Annotated in this window: 15 protein-coding genes; 3 read left to right on the forward strand and 12 right to left on the reverse strand. The window is 68.3% G+C overall.

Annotation, left to right across the window (positions count from 1 at the left end; all coding sequences use genetic code 11):
• Nucleotides 1-52 precede the first annotated feature (52 nt).
• Nucleotides 53-607: a CGNR zinc finger domain-containing protein gene (locus tag ACTOQ2_RS05315; RefSeq protein ID WP_440098587.1), complete on the reverse strand. Its 555-nt coding sequence runs from the start codon at nucleotides 605-607 to the stop codon at nucleotides 53-55.
• Nucleotides 608-701: 94 nt separating this feature from the next.
• On the opposite strand from ACTOQ2_RS05315, the gene ACTOQ2_RS05320 reads away from it, so the two are divergent.
• Nucleotides 702-1940, forward strand: coding sequence for an MFS transporter (locus tag ACTOQ2_RS05320; protein WP_440098588.1), 1239 nt, complete (start codon nucleotides 702-704; stop codon nucleotides 1938-1940).
• Nucleotides 1941-2003: 63 nt separating this feature from the next.
• Here ACTOQ2_RS05320 and ACTOQ2_RS05325 read toward each other — a convergent pair whose 3' ends face one another.
• The 10 genes from ACTOQ2_RS05325 to ACTOQ2_RS05370 all read right to left on the reverse strand — a co-directional run bounded on the left by ACTOQ2_RS05325 (nucleotide 2004) and on the right by ACTOQ2_RS05370 (nucleotide 8610).
• The gene (locus ACTOQ2_RS05325; protein ID WP_440098589.1) at nucleotides 2004-2630 is read right to left on the reverse strand and encodes a dihydrofolate reductase family protein; all 627 of its coding nucleotides are present in this window, start codon (nucleotides 2628-2630) and stop codon (nucleotides 2004-2006) included.
• A complete protein-coding gene (locus tag ACTOQ2_RS05330; RefSeq protein WP_440098590.1) occupies nucleotides 2627-3103 on the reverse strand; it encodes an SRPBCC domain-containing protein in 477 nt (158 codons plus the stop codon). The genes ACTOQ2_RS05325 and ACTOQ2_RS05330 overlap by 4 nt, the downstream gene beginning before the upstream one ends.
• Nucleotides 3100-3438, reverse strand: coding sequence for an ArsR/SmtB family transcription factor (locus ACTOQ2_RS05335; protein WP_362508192.1), 339 nt, complete (start codon nucleotides 3436-3438; stop codon nucleotides 3100-3102). Before ACTOQ2_RS05335 ends, ACTOQ2_RS05330 begins: the two co-directional genes overlap by 4 nt.
• A 268-nt stretch (nucleotides 3439-3706) precedes the next feature.
• Nucleotides 3707-4159 carry an NUDIX hydrolase gene (locus tag ACTOQ2_RS05340; RefSeq protein ID WP_440098592.1) on the reverse strand — a complete coding sequence of 151 codons (453 nt, stop codon included), beginning with the start codon at nucleotides 4157-4159 and terminating at the stop codon, nucleotides 3707-3709.
• Between the two features lie 111 nt (nucleotides 4160-4270).
• Nucleotides 4271-4807, reverse strand: coding sequence for a hypothetical protein (locus ACTOQ2_RS05345; protein WP_440098593.1), 537 nt, complete (start codon nucleotides 4805-4807; stop codon nucleotides 4271-4273).
• An 18-nt stretch (nucleotides 4808-4825) separates the two neighbouring features.
• Nucleotides 4826-6034, reverse strand: coding sequence for an enoyl-[acyl-carrier-protein] reductase FabV (fabV, locus tag ACTOQ2_RS05350; protein WP_440098594.1), 1209 nt, complete (start codon nucleotides 6032-6034; stop codon nucleotides 4826-4828).
• A gap of 8 nt (nucleotides 6035-6042) precedes the next feature.
• A complete protein-coding gene (locus tag ACTOQ2_RS05355) occupies nucleotides 6043-6318 on the reverse strand; it encodes an acyl carrier protein (protein WP_440098595.1) in 276 nt (91 codons plus the stop codon).
• Nucleotides 6311-7510, reverse strand: a complete 1200-nt coding sequence (locus ACTOQ2_RS05360; RefSeq protein ID WP_440098596.1) for a hypothetical protein — start codon at nucleotides 7508-7510, stop codon at nucleotides 6311-6313. The genes ACTOQ2_RS05355 and ACTOQ2_RS05360 overlap by 8 nt, the downstream gene beginning before the upstream one ends.
• A 46-nt stretch (nucleotides 7511-7556) precedes the next feature.
• Nucleotides 7557-8186, reverse strand: a complete 630-nt coding sequence (locus tag ACTOQ2_RS05365) for a hypothetical protein (protein ID WP_440098597.1) — start codon at nucleotides 8184-8186, stop codon at nucleotides 7557-7559.
• A 79-nt stretch (nucleotides 8187-8265) separates the two neighbouring features.
• Entirely contained in the window at nucleotides 8266-8610 is a 345-nt protein-coding gene (locus tag ACTOQ2_RS05370; RefSeq protein ID WP_440098599.1) for a hypothetical protein, read from the reverse strand.
• A 551-nt stretch (nucleotides 8611-9161) separates the two neighbouring features.
• Here ACTOQ2_RS05370 and ACTOQ2_RS05375 point away from each other — a divergent pair.
• Together ACTOQ2_RS05375 and ACTOQ2_RS05380 are read left to right on the forward strand one after the other, a co-directional pair.
• Nucleotides 9162-10175 (forward strand): hypothetical protein, encoded by a 1014-nt coding sequence (locus ACTOQ2_RS05375; RefSeq protein ID WP_440098600.1) that lies wholly within the window; start codon nucleotides 9162-9164, stop codon nucleotides 10173-10175.
• Nucleotides 10172-10711, forward strand: a complete 540-nt coding sequence (locus ACTOQ2_RS05380) for a GNAT family N-acetyltransferase (RefSeq protein ID WP_440098601.1) — start codon at nucleotides 10172-10174, stop codon at nucleotides 10709-10711. Before ACTOQ2_RS05375 ends, ACTOQ2_RS05380 begins: the two co-directional genes overlap by 4 nt.
• Nucleotides 10712-10960: 249 nt before the next feature.
• Here the strand turns inward: ACTOQ2_RS05380 and ACTOQ2_RS05385 are convergent, their stop codons facing one another.
• The gene (locus tag ACTOQ2_RS05385) at nucleotides 10961-14095 is read right to left on the reverse strand and encodes a M14 family zinc carboxypeptidase (RefSeq protein ID WP_440098602.1); all 3135 of its coding nucleotides are present in this window, start codon (nucleotides 14093-14095) and stop codon (nucleotides 10961-10963) included.
• Between the last annotated feature and the right edge of the window lie 436 nt (nucleotides 14096-14531).

Raw genomic sequence — 14531 nt, forward strand, 5'->3', positions numbered from 1 at the left:
GTGCCCCGGAAGGGGAGTCCGGCGGTCCCGAGGCGCCGCGGGGAGGAGGGCCTCAGGACGAGGTGCGGGCCGCGTAGTAGCGCCGTGCCTTGTCGCGGCTGCCACAGGTGATCATGCTGCACCACCGGCGGCGGCCGTTCTTGCTGGTGTCGAGGAACAGCCAGCAGCACGACGGGCACGCGTGGATCCGCTCCAGCGGCCCGTGGGCGAGCAGGTCGACGGCGGAGGCGGCGACCTCCCGAAGCAGCGTCCCGGCGGTTCGCGGGGCGGGCCACGCGAAGTGGAAGCGGCCGTCTTCGTGTTCGAACTGGGCATGGGCGAGGCCGTCGGCGTACGCCGCCGTGAGTGCGTCGAGATCGGCGCGCGGCGGGTCGCCGCCGTCGGCCACCGACCGGAACACCCGGAACACCGTCTCACGCAGCTCGCGGGCGCCGGGCAGGGCGGCGGCGAGGCCCGCCCGCCGCTCGATCGGACGGCCCGCCGCGCGCGCCCAGGTCACCGTTTCCCCGGGGGTGGCCAGCCAGTCGCGCCGGGCGACCGGGCGACTGTTGACCGTGTTGGCGAAGTCCAGGCACAGGGCGTTGCCGACCAGTTCGACGTCGATCATCCATCCATTGTCTCACTGATCAAAAGCAGTTGACAGGTAAGGCGGACTCCACCACGCTATGACCACTCAAACAGCTTTGAAAGGTGAGAATGGCATGCGCGTCCTCCCCGTTTCGCTGGGCCGGTCGTTCAACGGGCTGTGGTTCGGCACCGGCACCGCCAACCTGGGCGACGGCATGATCCTGTTCGCGCTCCCGCTGCTCGCCATCGCGGCCGGCGCCTCGCCCGGCGGGGTCGCGGCCGTGACGACGGCGCTGACGCTGGCCTGGCCGATCTTCGGGCTGCACGCCGGCTGGATCGTGGACCGCGTCGACCGCCGGCTGCTGCTGGCCGGCGTCAACCTCGTCCGGGCGTCGGTGCTGGCCGGTCTCACCGCCGGCCACCTCGCCGGCGCGCTCTCGCTGCCGATGATCCTGGTCGCCGCGGTGCTGCTCGGCGCGGCCGAGACACTCGCCGACACGGCGCTGACCTCGACCGTCCCCATGCTCATCGAGCCCGCCGGCCGCAGCAGGGCCAACGCGCGGCTCGAGGCGACCATCAACGTCACCAACCAGCTGGCGGGACCACCGCTCGCGGGCCTGCTGGCCGGCCTCACCCTGGCCCTGGCCACCGGCACCGGCGCGGCTCTCTACGTCCTGGCGGTCGCCGGGCTCGCCATGATGACGCTCCGCCCTACGTCGACGGGAACGCGGCCCGCCGGGAGCGGCGACGTGGTCGCCGGATTCCGCTTCCTGTGGCGGCAGCCGGTCGTGCGGACGCTCACTCTCTTCACCGCCGCGATGAACGTGGTCTGGGCGGTCCCGACGGCGCTGATGGTCGTGCATGCCGTCAGCCCCGGCCCGCTCGGCCTCACCGCGGCCCAGTACGGCCTGCTGATGACGGCGATGGCCGTCGGCGGGCTGCTCGCGTCGATGGTGGTCGAGCCGCTGCGCCGCCGGTTCGGGGTGGCCACGCTGCTCGTCGCCGATGCCGTCGGGACCGTCCTGCTGGTGGCGCCCGTCGCCCTGGACGCGAACGCGTGGCTGGTGTCCGTGGGCATGGTGATCGCCGGCGCGGGATCGAGCGTCTGGCGGATCCTCGTGGCCACCCTCAGGCAGAACCTGACGCCGCCCGAGCTGCTGGGCCGCGTCTACGCCGCGTCGCGGGTGCTCAGCTGGGGCGTCATCCCGGCCGGCGCCGCGCTGGCCGGTATCGGGGCCGAGGTGTGGGACGTGCGGACGGTCTTCGCCGCCGCCACCGGACTCGCGTTCGTCACCCTGGCCGTCTTCGTGCCGTTCGCCCTGCGTGCCGACCTGTCGGCGGACGTCCGGCCGGCCGCGGACCACCGCGCTTGAGCAGCCGCGAGGTGTCGCTCGGTGCCGAGACAGCGCTGCGCGAGTCCGCTCCCGGTCACCGCACTAGACGAAGGCCGTGACGCCCTCGTACTCCGCTACCGGGGCGGCGCCGGCGGTCTCGTACTGGAGCAGCAGCAGGCCGTTCGCCGTCGCCTCGTGGTGGACGAGCCGGAGGCCGACGGGGCCGCTCGGGTGGTCGAGCAGCCGCCGCCCGGAACCGGTCACGGCCGGGGCGACGACGAGCCGGAGCGTGTCGACGAGGCCCGCCGCCAGCAGGGCGTTGCCGAGTCGCGCGCTCCCGTGGACCTGAAGCTCCCGTCCTGGCCGCGCCTTGAGCTCCCCGACGGCCTGGATCGGGTCGCCGCGGAGCACGGTCGTCGGATGCCAGTTCCCTTCGGTGAGGGTGCTGGTCACCACGTACTTCGGCAGTGAGTTCATCCGCTCGGTGTACGGGTCGTCCGGGTCGGTGATCTGCGGCCAGTCCCGGGCGAACGCCTCGTAGGTTCGCCGCCCGAACAGCAGACCGTCGGCGAGGTCCAGCCACTCGGAGGTACGCCGGACGAACAACTCGTCCAGGTGGGGCACGAGCCAGCCGCCCCGGGTGAAACCGTCGCTGGTGTCCTCGGCCGGCGAGCCGGGCCCCTGGCTGACCCCGTCGAGGGTGACGAACTCCGTGAGAGCGATCTTCACAGCGCGGCCCGGCTCTCCGCGAGCACGGCGAGTTGCTTGGTGACCGAGCCCACGCCGTCGAGGAAGCCGAGTTCCTCGTGGCGGGCGCGGGCGGCGGGATCGCCGTGCCGGACGATGATCCGGTAGTCCGTGCCGTCCGGATGATCGCTCAGCGTGATCTCGGCCGTCATGGGCACCGGTGCGGGATCGGCGGGGCGCCAGGCGCTGTCGATCGCGTTCGTGTACACGATCCGCTCGAGCTCGTCGACGACGAGGAAGCTCGCGTCCATGTGCGGGACGAAGTCCACCCCGTCGTCGCTCATCAGCGTCACGAGCGCGCCGCCTGGCCGGACGTCGAGGCGGTCGACGCGGCACACGGTCGGCGCCGGGACCCACCACTTCCCGAAGAGGGACGGGTCGGTCCACGCGCTCCACACGGCGGCGCGGGGCGCGCGGATGACCCGTTGCAGGGTCAGGTCGAGATCGGGGTTCACGGTTGCTTCTCCTTGGGATCGGTGACGAGGCGTTCGAGCCGGTCGGTGCGCTCTTCCCAGACCTGGCGCTGCTCTTCGAGCCAGCCGTCGACGAGGGCGAGACGGTCGCGGTTGAGCACGCAGGTGCGCACCCGGCCGAGCTTGACCGTGCGAATCAGGCCGTTCGCCTCCAGCGTCCGCACGTGCTTCATGAAGGAGGGAAGGGTCATCGGGAACTCGCGAGCGAGATCGCCCACGCTCGTCGGACCGCGGCCGAGGCGCCGGATGACGCCGCGCCGCGTCGGGTCGGCGAGGGCGACGAACACACCGTCGAGCTCGGCCGAATACTGTGCCATGCGGCTAAGTATTGCCCACCCTGAACACTTAGCGCAAGAGCTAAGTGTTCAGGGCGTCCGGGTGCCCGGCCGTGGCCCGCTCGGCGGGGCCCGCCACCCGCTCCAAGCCGAGACCGAGGAACGCCGAGGAACACGGTGTCCTTCGTCGAGACGGCCGCCGCCTTGTCGACCTGGGCCCTGGTGAAGTCACCGGCACCCATTGGGCCACCCAGGGATCACCCACGTGCCACCCTTGTTTCCCGGCCGGACCGTTTCGGCGCCGAGCTGGTCAGTCCAGGTGGCTCGTAGGCCACACGGCCGCGTACGGCAACCCCTGCCGGTATCGCTCGACCCCGGCCGCCGTGTACGGGTAGGTGTCGGGCGGAAGCCGGTCAAGGGGGAACCACTCGATCCGCGCGCACTTGTGCGGCTCCGCGTTGACCGGCTCCCCCTCCCAGGACGTGGCCTCGAAGAAGACACCCATCCGAGCCTGCCCCTCGGGGCTGCGGAAGTGGCACAGGTGCACGAACCGCAGATCCTCGACGCCCAGATCGAGACCGATCTCCTCCAGCGCCTCCCGGGCGACGGCCTCGGCGATCGTCTCGCCCTCCTCCAGATGTCCGGACGGGAGGTTCCACTGGCCGTCGGCATAGCCGGTGTTCTGACGCTGGGCCAGGAGCACCTTGCCATCGCGGACCAGAATCAGCATGGCGTCCACAACCGTCCGATACCGCGTCGTCATGGTGTTCCTCCCCTGAGGCGTGGCCGGCCTTCCGGCTGGTCACGCTAACGCCGGGAGCGGCTTCCTCTCGCTCAGTCGTGTGAAATCCACTCCAGCGGCCCCGGCATCGACCTACCCGACTCCGGTCCATAGGCCGGTGATGCCGTCTTGGTACTTGCCGTAGAAGGTGTGCAGAGTGGTTCGGAAACCCCACTCCCTCAGCATGTCCTGGCTGATGGAGGTGAGGTGGGTGGGGTCCATGGACAGGACGTCCCAGACCTCGGGGTTCGGGGTGGTGATGACGACACCGCGGGTGGCGTTGCCCTGGAGCGCCTTGACCAGGCGACCGGGGTCGCGCAAGTGCTCCAGGACCTCCAGGCAGGCGAACCAGTCGAAGACTCGCGGCGGCTGCCACGTCTCCAGATCCACCCCGTCGAGCCATCCGTCGACGGGCACGTACCGGCCGCGCCAACCGTAGTCGACCCGCAGGCACACATCCAGCTCGGTCCCGCCCGCGCCAACATCTACGAGGATGTCGCGATTGGAGATACCCGCGGAAAACAGCTGGTCGGCTGCCGCGTCATAGCGGGCTTTACGTGCTCTGTACGGGGTCCGCGGCCGGTGAATGTACTCCTCGTACTGCCGGATGCGGTCACCTGCGGTCGTCACATCTCCTCCGGTCGGTCGCTATTCGGTGGGGGTGGGCCAGGGCAGGTCAGGCTCGCTCGGCGCCCCGTAATTCACGCCGGGCATGTCGAAGCCGTACAAGCGGCGTACTTCGCCGGCGAACCAGCCGATGTCGGCCAGGTCGCCGATGGTGTCGAAGGCGACGGCCTCCCACCGCTCGGTCACCTGTTCCTGGATGAGCGGGTGCAGTTCCCACCGATCCAGGCGGATGCGCCCCTGGTCGTCGAGGTCGAGCCCCTGGGTGCCGGTGAGCCGATCCCACAGCTCGACGGATTGCTGAAGCGGAGACTGCATGTCCTCACCGAGAACGCCGCGCAGGAGGCTGACGTACAGGGCGATGCCGGGGATCGCGGTGGAGGCCTGCGTGACGGCGGCGCCGTTGACCGACGTCATGGCCCGCCCGCCGACCCCGGCCAGGTCGCCGTTCAGCGTGAGCGCGGTCTCCTCCAGGTGGGCCTTGGCGGCGCCGATCGTTCCTTCCCGGTAGATCGGCCCGGTCAGGTGCGAGCCGATGTAGGACAGGGCCACGGTGGTGAACCCCGGACGCAGCAAGCCACGGTCGGTCAGGGCGTCTACCCACAGAGCCCAGTCCTCGCCGCCCATGACCTTGATGGTGTCGGCCCGCTCGGTGTCGCTACCCGGTTCGACCCAGATCTCCTTCAGGGCCGGTTCGTCTCCGCCGACGTCGAGGGTCTTGGTGCTGTACCCCTCCCCGAGCGGCTGGATCACCGACTGGTGCGTCTGCCCGGTGACGGGGTCGACGCGCCGAGGCGCGGCGACGCTGTAGATCAGGTAGTCGATGCCGCCGAACCGTTCGGCGAGCAGGTCGAGCACCTGGGCCTTGGTGTCGTCGGCGAAGGCGTCGCCGTTGACGAACGACCAGTCGCGACCGGCCTTGGCCGCGAGTTCGGCGGTCGCGATGGTGCGGTACCAGCCCGCGGTGGCCGTACGCCGCTCGGTGGGCGGGCGCTCGAAGCACAGACCGACGCCGTCGAGGCCGTAGCGACGGATTCCCGCGATCGTGGCCGCCATCCCGTAACCGGCACTGGAGCCGATGATCAGGGCGACCGGACGGCGCTCGGCCTTCGTGTCGGGGAGCGCGGGGGCGACGCGATCCCACATGTCACCGACGATCTTCTCGCATCCGCCGGGGTGGGAGTCGAACAGCAGGAACCCGCGCCCGCGAGGTTCGATGAGTCGTGCCGTCATCATTTGCCTTATCTGGTCGGGCCCGCGGGCGGGTCGGAGCCCGCGAGACGCTGAATGATTCTGATGAGGTCGCCGACCGTGTGAGCCTGACCGGTGTCCTCATCTGGGATGGTCACCTGAAACCGCTTTTCGAGGTCTCGAATCAGTTCCAGCAGCGAGAGGCTATCGATGCCCAGGTCATTCCACAGGTCCAGACTCGGATCGGCGCAGTCGCGTGGTGTGCGCTGGGCGGCATGAGCGATGGCGGTCATCACCCCCGCTTGCGGCGAGAGCTCGTCATCCACGGCGGCCACCAACCACGCCGGTGCGTGACCACAGGGCGTCAGCGGGCACGAACGGCAACGCCGGACCTTCGGTGCCGCGTTCGCCGGTGCGCTGCTCGAACTCGTCGATCAGTAGCGAGCAGGAGCCGCAGAAGCTGCCGCACGTCATCTTCTCGGTCTCAGCACGGGGAATCACGTCGTGCAGCGCCTTTAGGCCGCCGCCGGCACGAACCTGGGCGACGTAGGCCGAACGGTTGGTGCGGGCGATGATGTCGCGCAGCCGCTCACGGAACAGGTTGCCGAAGCCGAGCTTTTCTGGCACGTTGAACGCCGCGCAGGCGTACAGGTCACCGGAGGCTTTCAACAGCGCGGTGGGCAGCACGTAGGAGCCGACCGTGGGTGCGAAGCAGTCGTAGCAAGTGTCCATCCACCTGGCTACGGGCGTCTGGCCGGGCCGGTGGATGGGTGCCTGATCCTCCAGGCGCTCGTTGTCGAGGTAGACGCGCATCGTGGAGTGGACGCGGTCGTGCGGGAAGTCGCCGTACGTTGCCTCGTACAGCCGCATGAGGGGGTAGATCTTGTGCTCGCGGTCGGAGGGGTCGGCAAGGCTGCTGATCGCGATGTTCAAGTCCCGTTCGGTGAACTCGGTGACCGTGTGGTGGATGATCCGGGCTACGTCCTCCAGCCGCGTGGTCTGCTCCCCGATCGACACCATCAGCAGCGGCACGAACAGCTCGTTGTCCAGCAGCCCAGCCTTCACGAGCTGTTCGAAGGTGCGGCCACAGCGTTTGGCCGACCCCCAGGCGCCGTTCGTGGTGAGCTTGTTGACCTCCACGCCCGCACCGCGCGCCTGCGACATGAAGCGCAGCAGCGCGCGCATCGCGACGAACGGTTCCCCGCCGGTGATGGCCACACACGGCAGGCCGACGTCGGCGAACTCTCCGACCAGGTGCTCCAACTGCCGGTCGCTCAGAGACCGGCCCGCCTGCAGGGAAAGGGCTCCCATGCCACAGCTCGGGCAGGAGTCGTTGCATTTGGTCGTCAACTCGAACTCGATCCTCAACGGCCGGTACGGCGCCTCGGACAGGCCCGCCTGGGCCCAGCGGTCGCGGATCCGGTCGAACACGTCGGGCACCTTCACCGCGTACTTCCCGGTGTAGGGAACGACCGGGTCGCGACCGTCGATGTAGGTGTACGCACCTTCCTTGATCATTTATAGCCCTCACTTCTCGTGCGGGTAGATTCGATGATCATGCCTCTCAGTCCTGAACCGCCGGCTGGAGGTCGTGAACTTGGACGACCAATTGCGTGGCCAGCGCGTAGGGCAGCACCGTCTCGTCTTTCAGGCTGATCTCGACGTTGTGCTCCCCCGTGGGGATGGCCCTCCGGCCCGGACCGGGCGTGAACATGTCCGCCAGTACGGCGACGGGCTCGGCGCGGGCGACAGTGCAGACGGTCGAGGAGATGCGAAGCTGGGGGCAGGTGGCCAGCGCCTCCGGGATACAGGCCCAGCAGGTCGGGGGCGCACTGCTGAGGCCGCCGGTGGAGTCGCCGGGGATTTCACGGAACGCGGTATCGGTCATGATCCAGGGGATGCGGCCCGTGGTCGGGTCGGTCGCGGCCTTCCCGCACACTTGGCACCGCGTCCTTTCCATGCAACGCCACTGACGCAGCGTGTTGAGCTTCCGCCATTGCGGTGCCCCTCGGCGGGTGGTCAGCACGCGGACGCGCAACACGCCACGGACCACATCGCCCCGGCGCGGATCTTTGTAGGCGAGCCGCATCCCGCCCAGCGGGCGACGCACGAACCACAGAGGTTGCGATGCGACCTCGTCCGCGTGGGCGATGACGTAGGGGACACGCAGCTGTGTCGGCGCGGCGGTTGTCATGACGCGTCGCTTGGTCGAGTGGCGAGAACCAGGTCCGCGTGGCGACCTGGACGTTCCTTTGCAGTTCGCCGTGGCGGTCTCATGGCGTCAGCTGCACGTTCGGCGCCCCGTAGAGGGCGGCGGCGATCTGGGAGGCGACGTCGTCCATGTTGTCGGCGGGCACTTCGAACTCCTTACGGGAAGCACCTCGACGCTCGTCCTTGCAGCAGTAAAACAGGCCACCATCGTCGTCACTTCGGACGCGCACCGCTATCTCATTTGCCACGTGCAGCTTGATCCCGTCGAAGTAACTGATGGACGGGTAGATGCGGTGTCCGTGCAGAACTTCACGCAGGCGGTTGAGGGCGTCGCTGGCCAGGACCATGTCCAGGTCTCCGTCCGCCCTGCCGGGGGGCGGGATCGTCTTGCGGTACTGCCTGGTCATCCACCTGTTCCTTCCGTATCGGGGCGGCGGGTCCGTCTGCTGAGGCGCTGCGCCAAGAACAGACACCATTTACGCCCCTCCGGGCGCCGAAAAGACAAAAAGCAAATATGGCATCGGTTAGGCGTGAGGGGCGTGTTCGGTACTGCCTTACGTGCCATAGTGAAGAAAATCTCAACGCCCATCTAGAGATCTGTTTTGGCTAATAGGAGCAGCCAGATTGGCCAATACAGCGGGAGGTTGCCATGCCTCGTCGACCTGACACGGTTGATCCCTCAAAGTCACCAACTGCCCTTTTCGGCGCATCCCTTAGGCATTGGCGAGAGTTTCGCGAAGGATCCCTCAAAGGCGTTGCGGCGCAAATAAATACCGATTAGTCGGTTCTTGGCCGCTGGGAGCGCGGCGAGCGCCTCGCGCCGATCGAAGCTGTCGAAAGCCTCGACAGGCTCTATCGCGCTGACGGCGCCCTGACCTCTCTACACGCGCTCGTCCATGCGGCCAAAACCGGGCCGGTGCCGCTAGCGGGAACCCCGGAGCTGCCTGATCCTGTCGTTATGGACGAAGTACGAAGGCGGCTCCTACTCGGTGCCGCAACAGCAGGTGTCTCCGCCCTACTGCCAGAACTGGAACAGCTACGCACCATCGTGGACACGCAGCTCGGCGGGCCGGACCTAGACGAGTGGGAAGAAATCGTGTGGGAGCACGCTCACGCGGTCATCTCGCGGTCTCTGGCCGAGGTGATCCGTGACCTGTCGATGGACCTCCTGAACCTGCAGCGGACACTGCCGACCGCGTCCAGCCGCGACGCGGCCGGGTGGGCGCGGGTGAACGCCCGGCTGACATTCCTCCTAGCCCACACACTCGGGCTGGCTGGAAACACCCGTCAGTCGAGAGACTGGTGGGCCGCAGCTCGTCGGGCCGCAGCCCGGACTGATGACAATGAGCTCATCGCCGCTGCGAACGCGTGGGAAGCCGTCCAAGCCCTGTACGAAGGTCGGCCTCTGTCCTTGGTGCTGTCGCGTGCGGATACCGCTCTCGCTCTCACCGCCGAGCAGCCGGGATGCGCCGCAGCCGAAGCTCTCGGTGCCCGCGCCTACGCCTTGGCCCTCATGGGTGATCACTTCGGTGCGCGCGACAGCATGGAGCGGCAGGCTGACGTTTTCGCCGCGCTTCCCGATACCGTGACACGCAACAGGATGAGTACCGAGGGCTGGTCGGAGTCTCGGCTGCTGCATACCCGGTCTCTCGTGCAGACCATGACAGGCAATCCGGCCGCGGCCTCCGCCCAGAGGGAGGCGCTCAATTCCTATCCGCCCGGGCGCGCGCGACAGAGAGCTCAGATTCGCCTGCACCAGGCAGCTTCAGCGGTCCGTGCAGGAGACGTTGACGACGGACTCCAAAACGCTGCCTCGATCTTGGAAGGGCTCGGGCCTGAGAATATGACGCGGTTCGTGCTGCATGTCGCTCACGGTGTAGCTGATGCCGCGCCAGTGGGGCACAACGCGCAACGCGCCATTACAGAGTACCGAGAACATATCGCCCTGACGGCAGCGAAAGAGGACACGTGACCGATATCGAATACCAATACCTGACCGGCGAGAATGCCGCCGAAGCGCTCAGCGATGAGTACGTCCAGCTGTACCTGGAGAATTACGCTGAGCCTCCTTATCTATCCGGACCGCTCTACAGCCGTGAGCGGTTCCTCGAACGTACGGGCAGGCAGGTGAAGAGTGACAGCTTCGCTCTGGTGTCGGCCCGAGACGGGTCAGAGCTCGTGGGATTCTCCTTCGGCCTCGCGTTCGGGGCGGATCGGTGGTGGGGAGGGGATGCCGCTCCCGCTCCCGCCGAGCTGACGGACTCGCCGAAGTTCGCGGTGATCGAGTTGGACGTCCGCAACGACTACCGGCGACGAGGTATCGGTCGGCAACTCCTGGAGACGCTGCTGGCTCAACAGAACGCGCCGTACGCAACGTTGCTGGCCAATCCGGACGCTCCCGCCCACGCCATGTACCAACGCTGGGGGTGGCGGCTGGTGGGCGTCGTACGGTCCGCACCCGATGCCAGAGCCAGCGACGCCCTGGTACTCGACCTGTCCAAGGAGTAGGTCATCGCCGGCGCACACCTGCTGTGCGGAGGGCCCCGGTGGTAGGTCTCTCAAGGAGCCGGACCCTCAGCGGGTAGGCGACACATTCATGGCCTCGGTGAAAGCCCCTCGCGCGCCAAAGCGCAAAACGCACACGCGCGGGGCGAGCATGGCGGACGCACCCGAACAGAGAGCCCCGTACGCGCGAAGGCCGGGCGCCACGTGTGTGACGCCCGGCCTCGCGGTCGGGTTACCGGTGGGACAACCCGGTTACCCGATCAGGTGCTTCATGATCTTCTTGATGGTCGCGGCGCGCTCGGCCGGGGAGGCCACCTGCTCCAGGCCGAAGCCGAGGAACACGGTGTCCTTCGTCGAGACGGCCGCCGTCTTGTCGGCCTGGGCCCTGGCGAAGTCGCCGGCGTTCGCCGGGCTGCCCGGAGGCGGTCCGGGGATCGCCCAGGCGCCGAGACCGGACTCGAAGCCCTCGGCGTCGAGCTGGCCACCGGTGGTGGTGACCCTGGTGTCGTCCACGAACGCGCCGACGCCGCCGCTGCCGGGGTCGGTCACGTAGCTGATCGACACCTCGACCTGCTGGCCCGCGTACGCGGACAGGTCGAAGGCCACCTGCTGCCAGCCGCCGGAGTCACCGGTGAAGGCGTTCCAGGAACCGCTTGTCCCGGTCGGCGTGCAGGGGTTGCCCGGGGTCAGGTAGCGCAGCAGCCACGGGTGCTCGTCCAGCAGGAAGCCGGCCTCGCACTCGGTCGGGACGTCGGTGGCGGTGCCGCCGTTGAGGTCGGGCAGGGTCGTCCAGTTGTCCTGGCCGACCGTGTGCGCCTCGACGATGACGTTGTCATAGCCCTGCTCGGTGTTGTACGAGAGCTGGAACTGGAGCTTGGGCTGCTGCGCGGCGGAGACCGCCGCCAGGTCGATCGTGCGCGTCAGCCTCTTGTACGCGTCGTCGGTGTGCGGGCCCGCCACGTACCAGCCGCCCTCGACCGGGTCGAACGGACCGGTCGCCCCGATGTAGTCGGCCGCGGCCGAGCTCTTGAACTGCGGGAACTGCGCGGGTGGCAGCGTGTCGCTGGTCACCTGCAGGGTGCCCGCCTCGTCCAGCGGGTTGTCGGCGACCGCCTGGCCGCCGAAGGTGCCGCTCGTGCCGTTCAGCCCGGGACCGGTGCCGGTGAAGCCGGTCGGCCCGACGCGCGGGTTGCGGCCGTAGACACCGAGGTAGTACTGGGCGAAGTCGTCGGCGAGGATGAGGCACTCCTCGAAGAAGCCGTCCTGGCTGGTGATGACGCAGTCGGAGTCCGGCGCGCCGTCCAGGCCGTAGTAGATGCCGCCGAGGCTGCTGCCGAAGAAGCCGAAGTACGCGGCGGTCTCCCCGGTGTGGAGCAGCTTGCCTCCCTCGTTGAGGTAGTCGCGGACCGAGACGGTCAGGTCCTGCTGCTGCCTCTTGACGTCCATGTCGGGAAGCGGGCCGAACGGGGTCTCGGTCTCCACGTCCTGGGCGTCCATCGCGAGCCGGTCGTCACCGAGGTACCAGGCCACCGCCTTGAAGTGGCCGAGCACCCCGAGGTGGTGCGGCACGCCCTGGGCGTCGACGTCCCACGTCTCCGAGGAGTATCCGGCGGTCTGCAGCGCCTGCTTGTACTGCGCCGCGTACTTCGGCGCGGTCACCGACGCCGGGTAGTCCGGGTTGAAGCCGGTGTAGTCCTCGTTCGCCACGACGAGCACCTTGGCCTTGGACTTTTTTTCCAGCTTGTACGTGAAGTGCTGGCTCTCCACGGTCCCGGTGCCGGGTTTGTAGCCGGTGAACCAGACCTCGACCTTGTCGCCCGGTTTGGCGCCCTCCACCTTGGAGCGGTACTCGGCGAAGTACAGGTCGTTCTCGTCGCCGTAGCGCTCGCCGCCGTTCCACTCGCTGAGGCCGCGCAGGCGCACGGGGCCGCCGTTGATCCGGAAGCGCAGCTGCTTGGTCAGCAGGGAGCGCCGCATGGTCACGGCCACCGGCTGCGGGTCGCCGTACGAGACGGTGAAGCTGTCGGGCCGGAAGTCGGGGACCGTGCGGTTCACCGGGGAGACCGGGGAGTCGGGGGTCTTCACGGACTTGGCGAGGTCGACCGCGAGCGGGACGTTCTTGGCGAACTCCGCCTGGATCAGGGCCTCGCTGTCGGGGAAGGTGAAGCCCAGGCCGCCCGCGCAGTCGGCGAGCGTCCACTCGTCGTCCGGCACGCTCTCGACCGCCACCTCGCAGGTGGTCATCTCCGGTGTGATCGTCAGTGCGTCGTGCTTGTTGGTCATGTGACCGTCGGTCTCGCCGTTGGTCGTGTAGAGCTCGGCGCCGATGTCGGGGTCGTAGCCGGGTACGGCGGGCGTCGCGTCGTCACCGAGCAGCGCCTCGAAGATGAGGTCGTCGGGAGAGGGGGTGGCCTGCTGCCAGCCGATGCCGTACAGCAGCAGCTGGGCGGCCGAGTGGTAGTTGAGGATGTAGGTGAAGTCGACCCGCTTGGCGAGGTTGTCGACCGCCCTGGTCTCGGGCTCCGACTGCGCGCTCGGGCCCCGGTAGGTCTGGCTGGCCGGGTTCTCGGAGGAGCCCTCGTTGTCGTAGCCCCACTTGTAGGCGAAGTTACGGTTCAGGTCGACGCCGTCGGCGCTGGTGATCTGACCGTCGCCGTTGTTGTCGCGGAGGTTCTTGCGCCAGAGGCGGTTGCCTTCGGTGAAGCTGTGGTCGTAGCCGTCGGGGTTGGAGACCGGGATGAACCAGAGCTCGACGGTGTCGACCAGCTTGGTGATCTCGGGGTTGGTGCCGTAGCCGTTCAGATAGTGGAGCAGGAGCCTGCGGTTCATCTCCGGGGTGATCCACTCGCGGGCGTGCTGGGCGGACATGTAGAGCACGGCCTTGCGCGCCCCGTCCTTGAGCTGCCGCGCGTTCTTGGTCACCTTGATCGCGGTGAGCGGCTGCCCCTTGACGGTGGTGCCGAAGTCGACGACCTTGGCGATGTTCGGCTTGGCGTTCGCCGCGTTGACGATCTGCTCGCGGATGCCTCCGGCGCCGCTGTACGGCTTGAAGACGCCGTCCCCCTTGGCCGCCTGCCTGCTCGCCACCGCGGACCGCTGGACCTTCAGGCCGAGGCCCGCCTTGTGGAGCTGCTCCGCCTGGGCCGCGCCGAGGATCGCCTCGACGCTGACCTTCTTGCCGTTCGCGGACTTGGTGATGCGCAGTTCCTCGCGGTCGACGCCCGACTTCAGCAGCGCGTCCAGCTGCTGCGCGGTGAGCTCGCCGACGTAGACGTGTACTCCGTCGTCGCCGGCGGGTGGATCGGGTACCGCCGCCGCGGGCGTGCTCACGACCAGGCCAAGCAGCAGGACCGCGATTGCGAGAATGGCTAATCTCGCACGTTTCATTGCAACCTCCGTACATCCCCCGAAAAACAGGAATGCCCGAAATCTGGGTGATAGTCGGACCTGAGTCAACGTCAATCCTCGCCAGCTTTTCGCCGTGACCTCATGTGGTCAGAGCGAGCCCGGGTCTTCCGGAATCACGAGAGACGTGCAAGGCCTGATGACAGATCGCCCGCACGGTCTGTCGTCCGTACAGCACGTCACCGACGTACCGGCCTGGTCGAGTGCTATAACGGGCTTGTCGTCCGGCCGCGGACCCACCACCGGAATCCACGGCCACCGAGGTCTCCTCCCGTCTGAAACCAGTCCAGGGATGAGGGACGTATGAGAAGTCTTCCGTCGGCCGTGCCGCAGCGCATCGGGGTTTCGAGGCCGGCCGGGGTGCCTGAGACGGGAGCCTCCCTTCCGGCAGGAGTGCCGAAGGCGGGAGCGGCCCTTC

It is taken from the genome of Streptosporangium sp. H16 (assembly GCF_051918855.1).
Lineage (GTDB): Bacteria > Actinomycetota > Actinomycetes > Streptosporangiales > Streptosporangiaceae > Streptosporangium.